The organism is Sporosarcina sp. P19 (genome assembly GCF_002743165.1).
GTDB lineage: Bacteria > Bacillota > Bacilli > Bacillales_A > Planococcaceae > Sporosarcina > Sporosarcina ureae.
Genome location: NZ_PDYR01000002.1, coordinates 26,031 through 37,917, shown reverse-complemented (window position 1 = coordinate 37,917; position 11,887 = coordinate 26,031). Strand labels below are relative to the sequence as shown.

Genomic DNA, 11,887 nt, shown 5'->3' with positions numbered 1-11,887 from the left:
CGAAGGAGGCTGCAATTAGCCATGAGAGTAAAAGACTTTTTAGCTGGAATTTTAACTGGAGTTGCTGCAGGCGTAGTAGTGAATGAGGCATTTAACCGTTACAATGAGGAAGTACCTGCTGACAACGTATTGAAAAAAGTAAAAGACGCATTTAAAGAAGAGGGACCAATCGACGGTTCTTGGATCGTGATGAAACCAGAACCTTACACAAACCACGTAATCTCTATGGACGTTTACCGTGGTGGCGTCTCCCGCATGAAAGACGGCAAGCTAGAGCAATTTGAATTCGCAGCAGATGCAAAAACAGGCACTGTCGTAGAGTTAGTTCGTCAGTAATCCATAATCAAATATACGTAAAGAGGCTATCCGAGAAGTATCTACTTCTTGCGATGGCCTCTTTTTTTGCGCAAGAAAGTTTAGAGTATTACCAAGTTACCGGTCTTCTCTATTTTAAAAGATACTTACCCATACAGAAAAAGACAAACCACTCGTAAAAGGGATCTGTCTTTAACACTTAATTTTTAACATTGCATAAACGTTCCAAAATTGAATGATAAAACCAGTTGATCGTAAGTGGAAGGCGGCGACTCCTAGTGGATCAGCTTGAGCCAAGCCCACAGGAAGCGTCCGCCTGGAACGTCGATCAACGGCGCTCCCCCCACATTCAATCACTTGAACTTGCAATGGATCTTGATCTTAACCCTCACCGAGTACGAGGCAAGCTATGCACAATCGTCTTTCCATCTTCACTAAACTTCGCCATGCGATACACCGCATCATGATAGAAAATAAACCCATACTCATTTGGAAGCGCTTCCTTCATTATGCGCTCTTTTGCGAAAATCGAGTCCATCGGATAATCATCATAGGCAAGTACCCATAAAGGATTTGTGTGCGCATGGGTCGGCATGATATCCGCCATATGAATCAACGTCTCGCCATTCTGCTCCAGCTTAATCACACAATGACCATCACTATGACCGCCCGTATGAATCATCTTAATACCTGGCACCACTTCAATCTCTTCTTCAAATGTCGTAACTTGACCTTGAATCGGCTCCCAGTTTTCTTTCCAATACGTATTACGTGAGCGAATATTTGGCTCTCTCATTTCATCCCACTCGACTTGCGATGTATAGATCTTGGCATTCTTAAATACGGACACAAGTTCATCGTTTTCCCACTGCGTCAAACCAGCCGCGTGATCGTTATGTAGATGGGACATTAACACAACATCGATATCATCCGGTGTCATACCAAGTTCTTCTAGGCTTTCTTCTACGCGCGTTTCAGCACGTACACCTAGGTTACGCTTTTTCTTGTCGTCCAACTTGCCCTTACCGATACCGGAATCAATCAAGTAATTTTTATTTTGATATTGAATAAGGATTGGGTCTGTTCGTAGTTCAATTAAATTGTTTTCATCCGCTTCATAGCGTCTTGACCATAGAGCCTTCGGAACGACACCGAACATCGCACCACCGTCTAGAAAATTCACGCCACCGTCAAGCCACGTTAGTTTCATATCGTGAAAAGTTAATTGATCCAAAATAATTCCTCCCTACATTCCTTTAGTAACTGTTGTATGGTCATTGTACTTTTCCACGGAATCCTTAGAGATCCAGCAGAAAAGTACAACGTCCAACAGCTTTCCATTTCTAGCACATCAGAATTAGCTCTGATATTGCGCTTCCAGACGATAAATTGGATGACCTTTACTTGAAAATTTTTCTTCGTATTCGGTTAACACATTATCTTCTGGCATACTTGCATGTAAATCGAGTGAAACGGATCGTAATTTCATACCATAGTCCGTCATGGAGACAAGAGAATATTCAAATAGCGAACGATTATCTGTCTTAAAATGAATTTCTCCATTCGCCTTCAAAACACCTTCATATTTTGCTAAAAAGTTTGGATGTGTCAAACGACGCTTTTCATGTCGGTCTTTTGGCCACGGATCAGAAAAGTTTAAATAGACGCGACTAATTTCTGATCCTACGAAGAGGGATTCTAGTTCTTCTCCATTGACACGCATCAAACGAAGATTAGAAGGCTTTTTCGCTTCAATCGCTTTCTCTAACGCGGATACGATCACATTATCGAAGTGTTCGATGCCAATATAGTTAATCTCTGGATTAGCAAGCGCCATACCAATGATAAATTGACCTTTACCTGTACCTACTTCAATATGAATTGGCGCATCGTTTCCGAACTCTTCAGTCCAACGACCTTTTTTGCCTTCCGGATCCAAAATCAATACATCTGGATGCTCTGCCATGAAATCTTTAGCCCAAGGCTTATTTCGTAAACGCATAATTAGTACACTCTCTCTTTTCAATAATTTCTATTCTATTGTTCTTCCACAACTTCTTCTGCATCAAACAACCGACTCATTGCTGTAGTCTGTGCGTGATCTAAAATCGATTGTGCAGCTTTAAATTGCGTATGCTTCATGGGGCTCGGATTACTGCATAACTTAGCCAGCCATTGTTCATACGTTTTGCGGTCAACTGTTGTAACTTCAAACGGAGTGCCAGGATAATCAATATAGCCATTCCTAGAAACAATCAGCTTCCTGATCGGCATCTCCACTTTTGCCGCTCTAAAAAATGATGAAACCACTTTCTCCATTCTACTGAGCGCGATCGTAGGATTCAGCACTTTCACTTCTTCCTCACCGAACCTCTTTGACCAAAACCTTTCGCCACTACCTATGTACGCAGCCATTCTTTCGTCTTCGAGCACTGTGATGCAATAGCATGTAGTAGGTGCCAACAAGATGATATCCAACTCGACAGGTGCTTTATTGACTTTGACGATTGGATAATAAAATAACAAGAAGCTATCAGGTAAACGAAGTGTTAGTTGCTTCAATAATGGGTCAGTGAAATGTTTTGGGTCTACACGTGACCGGTCATATAATGTAGAACTCGCCCACTTTAATTGGAATTGAAATAATTGATCGCGATAGGCTTTCTTTAATTGTTCGATCGTTGTAGGTTGACTAGCTATCGCAGCCTGAAAACCCATATCATCCTCTTGGTCTTCTACCTCTTCTTCTGAAATAGCGGACTCATGTGTCCATTCCACATCTGTTTTTTTACGCCATTTCTTAAATAACCCCGTATACCATTTCGAAGGTACTTGCACATCTTCAGAAAAAGTAGCCGCTGTCTCCGCATGTACATCAACACCGTGCTCCCATTGATTTTTAATGCGTTTCCATTGATAGCGTTTCAAACGGATGAATTGTGTCGGATAACGTGTTAAGTCATTCTCATATCGAGAAACATAATCCGCGAGTTTAACTAGCTGGGCCATTTGCTTCTCTTTCCTTAGTATCACCAGCTACCACTAACTTCGGAATTTGCGCCTCAAATGCCGTTTGTAACTTTCTTGTCAACGGTCCAGGAACTCCTTGTCCAATAGGTTGCTGATCAATTGTCACAACCGGTGTGATTTCAGCATTCGTAGACGTATAGAAAAACTCATCCATATGTAAAGCTTGAGACAGTGTGAATTCTTCTTCTTTAACAGGAATAGCTAAATTCTCTGCTATCTGCAAAACGACACGACGGGTAATTCCATTAAGAATGAAATGATTGGCAGGATGTGTATAAAGAATACCGTCCTTCATACCGAATACATTGGAAGAGGATCCTTCACGTACCAACCCATCTCGTACAAATAATGCTTCTTGACATCCATGATCAAATGCCTCCTGTTTTGCCATGACATTGCCAAGTAGATTCAAACTTTTTATATCACAACGAAGCCAACGCATATCTTCAACAGACTTCATAGCAGCACCTTGTTGAAGGATTTCTAACGGACGTGCATTTTCCACAGCATAGCCAATCATGACAGGGACACTATCTTCTGGGAAATGATGTGCACGTGGCGCCACACCGCGTGTAACTTGTATGTAAATATGTCCAACAGATATTTGATTGTCAGCCTGAAGCTTTTGCGCGATTTCGAGTAACTCATCAAGTGTATACGACAGGCTCACACGAATTTTTTCAGCACTCTCAAGTAATCTCTCCAAATGTTCTCTCGCCGTGTACAATGCGCCATCATATACTTTAATGACTTCATAGACTCCATCGCCAAATACATAACCACGATCATTCACGGATACATTCAGTTTATCTTCTGTTAGGAATTCCCCGTCTTTGAAATAAATCACACAATCGCCACCCCTTCTTTTATGAAACTTCAAGCCACACTACCGCCAGTTTCCTCTTTTTCTATTTTCACATGTTTGTCGAATAAAATCAATTAGACCTTATATAGAGGCAGGAGCATTTTTCTAGTTAACTCGAATTAGCCGCTAGTTTGGTAACTTATAATCTATTTATTCTAACTTATTCAAAAGTATAAGCGAAAATATGTGCGCTTTCACATAAAATACGTTATACTACTATTGTCAGAATCATTCACTTACTATTCTGGCATAACTAAATAAAAGGAGCGGATCAAGAAAGGTAATGTCAAAGAATACCCCAACAGTCTTCTTTTGCAATGTTGGCGTGAAAATATGAAGATGAAGGAGTGGTTTCTTAGATGAACCCAGCTACCGATCGCATGTTAATTCGTATCAAAGATGTCTATCTGTTCATTCGAGATAACGGAAAAGTAACAACGGAGGACGTGGCGGATGAATTCAATATTTCACCCCGCACCGCTCAACGTGACTTAAACGTTCTGGAGTACAATGAATTGATTAAGAGCTCAGTCCGCGGCGAATGGACCACGACGTCCAAGAAAGTGAAATTATCTTCTTGATCCAGCTTCCTATATACAAGTGTACAACGCAAAAAAGGCTGACGCTTTTGCATCAGCCTTTTTGCTTGGAACGATCTAGTTCTTTTAGTTGCAGCAATTCTTCTTCGGTTAACTCACGGTATTCCCCTAGTTCCAAATCCGGATCCAATTCGAGTGGCCCCATCGTTAACCGCTTCAGATACACCACTTTTTTCCCTACCGCTTCAAACATTCGCTTCACTTGGTGAAACTTTCCTTCTGTAATTGTCAGTTCAATCTCTGACTCTTCAGCAGAATGTAAAATGTGTAAAACGCCCGGCTTCGTTTCATAGGCATCGTCTAAAATTACACCGCGCGCAAAAGCCTCGGTATCTTCTTCCGTTACCACTCCCGCCACTTTTGCATAATACGTTTTTGGCACTTCTTTCTTTGGTGACAATAGATTATGTGCAAGCTTCCCATCATTCGTCAGCAACAATAATCCTTCTGTATCTTTATCCAGACGTCCTACCGGAAACGGTTCGAAATGCCGCTCTTCACTTCCAAGCAAATCCACAACAGTTTGATCCCGGTTGTCTTCCGTCGCCGATAACACACCAGGCGGTTTATGCATCATCAAGTAGATAAATTCTCTATAGATGACTTCTTCACCTAGCAATGAAATCGTGTCTGAATCCGGATCTACGTGCTGGGCAGGATCTTTTTCCACTGCCCCGTTCACCCGGATCATTCCTTTTTTTAATAACTGTCGCACTTCTTTACGCGAACCATACCCTGTATTCGATAATAATTTATCTAACCTCATTCATTACCCTCCAAACCCGATGCGTTTCATAATACGTGTTAAACGATCTCCGAATAATTGTTGTGCGAGTCCTGATTTGAAAGCCAGGAATCCGTATATTACCATACCGACAACCGAACCGATCATCACATACAATAATGCTTGCCAACGACCTACTGGAATGTGCGCCATGTTTAATCCTTTATTCGTCAGCCAAACACCCGCAAACATCACTGCGTTGAAAGCCAGGATCAAGAACAAGCGTCTGATGACCATTTCAGATTTATAATTTAGTGCTTTTTTAATAACGAATAAGTTGATACATACCGCTACTGAGTAGCCAATGGCGGTAGCTATAATCGCACCGTTCACTTCGAACAGTTTAATCAGTGGAATATTGATCAGCATTTTCACAAGCAACCCGAGCAATGAAGTGAAGACGATCCATTTATGATGATCGATTCCTTGCAAGATTGCAGCCGTTACAGTGAACATAGCAAATAGAATTGCAACCGGTGCGTAGGCAGCTAAGACGCTCGCTCCTGCCACATCATACTCATATAAGAATTGATAGACTTCATTGTTTAAGACGATCAATCCAATTACCATTGGAATCGTCAAGAACAGCATGATCTGATACGTCTGATCGAGTGAACGTGTGATACCCTTTTGATTGTTTGACGTATAATCCTTCGTGATAATGGAGATCAGCGCCATAGAAAATCCTGTCGCTACCATCACGGGAATCATCACAATTTTATGTGTTAAAAAGTTTAGTTTTGTTAAATATAAATCGGAAACACTTGAAAGTCCGATTGATTTCATAGCGCCGTTGAATGTAATCATGTCGACGAATTGATAGATCGGATTAATCGTTCCGACCAATACAAACGGCAATACGTACGCAAGGACTTCCGTATAAATTTGCTTCAAGGATACCGAACTTGCAGGTGGACTATTCGATAACAAATAATTGAATTCATCCTGATATTTTTTCCAGTAATAGTAGAGACTCCATAAACCAGCGAGCGCTCCGATAAATGCAGCAAACACTGCAAATTGTACAGCGATTCTTGGCGATAGATCCAGTACATTGACGACCACGAATGCACCAACAAGCACCACAATGATCCGTACAATCTGTTCTATTAATTGAGACACAGAAGTAGGTTCAAACTTTTGATAACCTTGCAAAAACCCACGAGCAATACTAAGTAATGGTACTGCCAGCAAAGCAAAGCTAACCCAGCGAATAACTGTCGCAATATCTTGAACTGTAAAAATCTGTTCTTCATCCTTGATAACTAGTCCCGCAATCGGAGTTGCTAGGAAGAACAACGCGAGAAATGACAGCAAGCCTGTTAGAGACATGATGACCATACCCGATTTCATCAACTTCCGGCCGGTCGCATAATCCCCTAACGCATTGTACTTAGAGACAAACTTCGATATGGCGAGTGGAGCTCCGGATACCGCGACCGCCAGCGCTAGATTATACGGTATGTATGCATATTGATAGAGACCGACACTCTTTTCTCCAACGATTGCATAAAACGGAATTACATAGAGTAAACCGAGAGCCTTCGATAAAAATAAGCCAATCGTTAAAATGGCCGTGCCTTTCAATAAATTTGATGCCATAATTGATTCCTTCCATTCCTAAAGAGATTCTTGTATAGTTTACCCCTCGACACGCTTTTGCACAATCTTTAACTGAAGTCCAAATCAAAAAGCAACCATGCCCATATGGTGTATAATGAAAGATAAAATGAAACGAAAGAGTGGTTCTACAATGTATGATGTAATCGTAATTGGTGGCGGACCTTCAGGTTTAATGGCCTCCATTGCAGCAGCCGAACAAAAAAAGCGAGTTCTACTGATCGAAAAAGGAAAGAAGCTCGGCAATAAATTAGCCATTTCTGGCGGTGGTCGCTGCAACGTCACAAATCGACTTTCACAAGAAGAAATCATTAAACATATTCCAGGCAACGGAAAATTTTTATATGGACCGTTCTCTGTTTTTAACAACCAAGATATCATCGCCTACTTTGAAGGCCTTGGCGTACCTTTAAAAGAAGAAGATCATGGACGGATGTTTCCTGTTTCAAATAAATCAAAAGATGTCGTAAACGCCCTATTGAACCAGATGGATGAACTAGGTGTGGAAATACGATTGGAAAGCCGAGTACAAAAATTATTAATGGATGACGAAAAGATTCTCGGTGTTCGATTAGAAGACGGTGAAGAAGTACGTGCTCATGCAGTAGTCGTTGCAGTGGGTGGCAAAGCCGTCCCACAAACTGGCAGTACAGGAGACGGATACCCTTGGGCCGAACGAGCGGGTCATACCGTAACGAAATTGTATCCGACTGAAGTGCCGTTACTATCACGCGAGCCATTTATCGTCTCAAAAGATTTACAAGGCCTTGCATTACGTGACGTGAAAGTATCAGTTTTGAATAAAAAAGGAAAAACACTTGTGACGCATCATATGGATATGCTCTTCACCCATTTCGGATTAAGCGGACCTGCGATATTACGCTGTAGTCAATATGTCGTCAAAGAGCAAATGAAGAACGGCAAGCAGCCCGTCCTACTGCAAATTGACTCCATACCTGATCAACATGAAGAACAATTGACCCAGACCATTGCGAAAATTTTAAAAGATGAACCGAAAAAACAAGTGAAAACCTCATTGAAAGGTCTCGTACCTGAACGTTGGTTGCTGTTTTTATTGAAGAAAGCAGAAATCGAAGAAACTGAAATCGGCATAGATATTAAACGTGAGGCGATTCGTACATTCGCAAAACTTCTAAAAACATTCCCTGTACATATTACAGGGACGCAACCGATTGAGAAGGCTTTCGTTACGGGCGGCGGTGTTTCAGTAAAAGAAGTCGAGCCTAAGACGATGGCTTCACGTAAGAAAATCGGTCTGTTTTTCTGTGGAGAGATTTTGGATATCCACGGATATACGGGCGGCTATAATATTACTGCCGCTCTTGTGACAGGTCGTCTGGCGGGGATGAATGCCGGATTATTGGGTTGACATCAGTTATCGTATGAGCGGTTGGATGGTTGTATAGAGCAGCTGGCGTGACTGATAGAGCGCTTAGTCCGTCTGATAGAGCGGTTAGCGCGACACATAGAGCGCTTCTCCCGTCTGATAGAGCGGCTGGCGCGACACATAGAGCGCTTAGCCCGTCTGATAGAGCGGCTAGCGCGACGCATAGAGCGCTTTCCCCGTCTGATAGAGCGGTTAGCGCGACACATCGACACATAGAGCACTTAGCCCGTCTGATAGAGCGGTTAGCGTGACACATTGAGCGCTTCCCCCGTCCGATAGAGCGGCTAGCGCGACGCATAGAGCGCTCCCCCGTCCTATAGAGCGGATCGCGTGACACATAGAGCGCTCCCCCAATCCGATAGAGCGGCTAGCGTGATACATTGAGCGCTCAACCAATCCGATAGAGCGGCTAGCGTGACACATAGAGCGCTCAACCAACATAACAAAGCCCATACCCCATAAATACGATCACAACCCAAAAAAGCCGGTCGGAGAAATAAATCTCCAACCGGCTTTCTACATTTCATTAACCCGCTACAATATTAACAAGGCGTCCAGGAATCGCAATGATCTTCTTCAATTCCTTGCCTTCCATCCACTGCTTCACGTCTTCGTTTGCCAAAGCGACTTGCTCTAATTCTTCTTTCGAGCTATCTTTCGCTACTGTAATTTTCGCACGAATTTTACCGTTGATCTGTACCGCCACTTCCACTGTATCATCCGATAGTTTAGTTTCATCAAACGTCGGCCACTGTGCATAGGCAATCGTCTCCGTGTGACCTAGTTTAGACCACAGTTCTTCAGCCAAGTGAGGTGTGATAGGCGAAATTAATAGAAGGAATCCTTCGATGTATGCTTTTGGCAACTTCTCCGCTTTATAGCTTTCATTGATGAATACCATTAATTGAGAAATCGCTGTGTTATTACGCATAGCTTCGAAATCTTCCGTTACTTTCTTGACCGTCTGATTATAGACTTTCTCAAGAGGTCCACCTGTTTCATCCGTTAATTTATCTGTCAATGTATCGTCTTCATTGACGAGTAGACGCCAAATGCGATCAAGGAAACGACGAGATCCGTCCAGTCCATTCGTTGACCATTCTTTCGATGCGTCAAGTGGTCCCATGAACATTTCATAAATACGTAACGTGTCTGCACCGTGTGAATGAACGATATCATCCGGGTTAATGACGTTACCTAGTGACTTAGACATTTTCACATGCCCTTCGCCTAAAATCATCCCTTGGTTAAAGAGCTTTTGGAACGGTTCTTTCGTTTGTACTACACCAATATCGTACAATACTTTATGCCAGAAACGAGCATATAATAAATGCAGAACTGCGTGCTCGGCTCCACCTACGTAAATATCAACTGGCAACCAACGTTCAGCCAATTTCGGATCAATGATCATGTCATCATTATTTGGATCGATATAACGCAAGTAATACCAGCAGCTTCCTGCCCATTGTGGCATCGTGTTCGTTTCACGACGACCTTTCATACCAGTTTCCGGATCGACCACATTGACCCACTCTGTAATATTCGCAAGTGGAGATTCGCCTGTTCCGCTCGGCTTGATATTGTCTGTTACTGGCAACATCAATGGCAATTCCGATTCATCGACAGTAGTCATCGTGCCATCTTCCCAGTGAATGACAGGAATCGGCTCGCCCCAATAACGCTGACGGGAGAATAACCAGTCGCGTAGACGATACGTGATTTTGCGTTCGCCCGTACCATTCTCTTCGAACCATTCAATCGACTTTGAAATTGCTTCTTCTTTGCCTAGACCATTCAAGAAGTCAGAGTTGACGTGTTCGCCTTCTCCTGCATATGCTTCTTCTTCAATGTTTCCGCCTGCAACTACTTCCACAATCGGCAAATCGAATTTCTTCGCAAACTCATAATCACGCTCATCATGTGCAGGAACTGCCATGATCGCACCTGTGCCATACGTAGCCAATACGTAGTCTGCGATCCAGATCGGCATTTTCTCACCGCTTGCTGGATTGATTGCATAAGCACCAGTGAATACGCCCGATTTGTCTTTTGCTAAGTCTGTACGCTCAAGATCGCTCTTTGATTTTACTGAATCGATATATTCTTCTACCGCTTCACGCTGTGCATCGGTAGTAATCGCACTAACTAATTTATGTTCAGGAGCCAATACTGCATACGTCGCACCGAAAATCGTATCTGGACGAGTAGTGAACGCTTCGAATGAATGCTCAGTGTCCGCAATTTCAAACTTTAATTGTGCACCTTCAGAACGACCGATCCAGTTACGTTGCATATCTTTTAGGCTTTCAGGCCAATCCAAATCATCTAAGTCTTCTAACAGACGATCTGCATATTCCGTAATACGCAATACCCATTGGCGCATCGGACGACGTTCAACTGGGTGATTTCCACGCTCAGACAACCCGTCGATTACTTCTTCATTTGCAAGAACCGTTCCTAATGCCGGGCACCAGTTGACAGCTACTTCATCAATATACGCAAGACCGCGCTTATAAAGTTGAATGAAAATCCACTGCGTCCATTTATAATAGCTTGGGTCGGTTGTATTGATTTCACGAGACCAATCATAAGAAAATCCAAGATCCTGCATTTGACGTTTGAATGTTGCAATGTTCTTCGCTGTGAATTCAGCTGGATCATTTCCTGTATCAATCGCATACTGCTCAGCAGGCAATCCGAACGCATCCCATCCCATTGGGTGCAATACGTTATATCCTTGCTTACGTTTGAATGCACTTAAAATATCTGTCGCGATATAGCCAAGCGGATGTCCAACGTGCAGACCTGCGCCTGACGGATAGGGGAACATATCCAATGCATAAAATTTAGGCTTGGATGGATCGTCCGTCATTTTGTATGTATCGTGATCTTTCCAATACTTTTGCCATTTCTCTTCAATTTGCGTGTGTTTATAACTCATGTCAAAAACTCCTCCATATGATTTAATTTCTGCTTCTTGCATTGGTGCGTACAGATAAAAAAAGACTCCCGTCCCTCTACAAAGGGACGAGAGTCTATATAGTTTCCCGCGGTACCACCCAAATTGACGGAATACACCGTCCAACTTGATTCCTTAACGCGGAGTACGGTATTAGTTACAAGTATTCACCAATACAGGCTCAAAGGCGAGTTCGTTCTCCACTCATACAGACTTGCACTAGCCGTCTGCTCTCTAAAAAGTAGCGTAAGAAGTACTATTCCTCATCATTGCCTTCATTATTTTCTTCAGTTTACCCGAAACACAA

General features: G+C 42.7%; 10 protein-coding genes and 1 other annotated feature. Of the genes, 3 read left to right on the top strand and 7 right to left on the bottom strand.

Going from position 1 to position 11,887, the window contains the following annotated elements; genetic code table 11:
- Positions 1–21: 21 nt before the first annotated feature.
- A complete protein-coding gene (locus tag CSV74_RS03565) occupies positions 22–336 on the top strand; it encodes a peptidase M4 (RefSeq protein WP_029052835.1) in 315 nt (104 codons plus the stop codon).
- Positions 337–703: 367 nt separating this feature from the next.
- On the opposite strand, the gene CSV74_RS03560 is transcribed toward CSV74_RS03565, so the two are convergent.
- The 4 genes from CSV74_RS03560 to dat form a co-directional block, all read right to left on the bottom strand.
- Positions 704–1,549, bottom strand: a complete 846-nt coding sequence (locus tag CSV74_RS03560; RefSeq protein ID WP_099690597.1) for a YtnP family quorum-quenching lactonase — start codon at positions 1,547–1,549, stop codon at positions 704–706.
- 123 nt (positions 1,550–1,672) lie between these two features.
- Entirely contained in the window at positions 1,673–2,317 is a 645-nt protein-coding gene (gene trmB, locus CSV74_RS03555) for a tRNA (guanosine(46)-N7)-methyltransferase TrmB (protein ID WP_029052833.1), read from the bottom strand.
- A gap of 35 nt (positions 2,318–2,352) precedes the next feature.
- The gene (locus CSV74_RS03550; protein WP_099690596.1) at positions 2,353–3,324 is read right to left on the bottom strand and encodes a nuclease-related domain-containing protein; all 972 of its coding nucleotides are present in this window, start codon (positions 3,322–3,324) and stop codon (positions 2,353–2,355) included.
- Complete coding sequence (gene dat, locus CSV74_RS03545; RefSeq protein WP_099690595.1) at positions 3,308–4,192, bottom strand: D-amino-acid transaminase; 885 nt, start codon at positions 4,190–4,192, stop codon at positions 3,308–3,310. The genes CSV74_RS03550 and dat overlap by 17 nt, the downstream gene beginning before the upstream one ends.
- Positions 4,193–4,569: 377 nt before the next feature.
- On the opposite strand from dat, the gene CSV74_RS03540 reads away from it, so the two are divergent.
- Positions 4,570–4,791 (top strand): DeoR family transcriptional regulator, encoded by a 222-nt coding sequence (locus CSV74_RS03540; RefSeq protein WP_029052830.1) that lies wholly within the window; start codon positions 4,570–4,572, stop codon positions 4,789–4,791.
- Positions 4,792–4,843: 52 nt separating this feature from the next.
- Here CSV74_RS03540 and CSV74_RS03535 read toward each other — a convergent pair whose 3' ends face one another.
- The gene (locus CSV74_RS03535) at positions 4,844–5,575 is read right to left on the bottom strand and encodes a pseudouridine synthase (RefSeq protein ID WP_099690594.1); all 732 of its coding nucleotides are present in this window, start codon (positions 5,573–5,575) and stop codon (positions 4,844–4,846) included.
- Between the two features lie 3 nt (positions 5,576–5,578).
- Positions 5,579–7,195 (bottom strand): putative polysaccharide biosynthesis protein, encoded by a 1,617-nt coding sequence (locus CSV74_RS03530; protein ID WP_099690593.1) that lies wholly within the window; start codon positions 7,193–7,195, stop codon positions 5,579–5,581.
- Between the two features lie 151 nt (positions 7,196–7,346).
- Between CSV74_RS03530 and CSV74_RS03525 the strand changes: the two genes are divergently transcribed.
- A complete protein-coding gene (locus CSV74_RS03525) occupies positions 7,347–8,603 on the top strand; it encodes a BaiN/RdsA family NAD(P)/FAD-dependent oxidoreductase (protein WP_099690592.1) in 1,257 nt (418 codons plus the stop codon).
- A gap of 544 nt (positions 8,604–9,147) precedes the next feature.
- On the opposite strand, the gene leuS is transcribed toward CSV74_RS03525, so the two are convergent.
- On the bottom strand, positions 9,148–11,562 hold the full coding sequence (gene leuS / locus CSV74_RS03520; RefSeq protein WP_099690591.1) for a leucine--tRNA ligase: 2,415 nt from the start codon (positions 11,560–11,562) through the stop codon (positions 9,148–9,150).
- 79 nt (positions 11,563–11,641) lie between these two features.
- Positions 11,642–11,859, bottom strand: a binding site (T-box leader).
- Positions 11,860–11,887: the final 28 nt, after the last annotated feature.

What these genes read in the sequence shown, in the direction of transcription:
- CSV74_RS03535 (WP_099690594.1), bottom strand. Translation starts at nt 5,575, where the DNA reads ATGAGGTTAGATAAATTATTATCGAATACAGGGTATGGTTCGCGTAAA.
- CSV74_RS03530 (WP_099690593.1), bottom strand. Translation starts at nt 7,195, where the DNA reads ATGGCATCAAATTTATTGAAAGGCACGGCCATTTTAACGATTGGCTTA.
- CSV74_RS03540 (WP_029052830.1), top strand. Translation starts at nt 4,570, where the DNA reads ATGAACCCAGCTACCGATCGCATGTTAATTCGTATCAAAGATGTCTAT.
- CSV74_RS03550 (WP_099690596.1), bottom strand. Translation starts at nt 3,324, where the DNA reads ATGGCCCAGCTAGTTAAACTCGCGGATTATGTTTCTCGATATGAGAAT.
- CSV74_RS03565 (WP_029052835.1), top strand. Translation starts at nt 22, where the DNA reads ATGAGAGTAAAAGACTTTTTAGCTGGAATTTTAACTGGAGTTGCTGCA.
- trmB (WP_029052833.1), bottom strand. Translation starts at nt 2,317, where the DNA reads ATGCGTTTACGAAATAAGCCTTGGGCTAAAGATTTCATGGCAGAGCAT.
- CSV74_RS03525 (WP_099690592.1), top strand. Translation starts at nt 7,347, where the DNA reads ATGTATGATGTAATCGTAATTGGTGGCGGACCTTCAGGTTTAATGGCC.
- leuS (WP_099690591.1), bottom strand. Translation starts at nt 11,562, where the DNA reads ATGAGTTATAAACACACGCAAATTGAAGAGAAATGGCAAAAGTATTGG.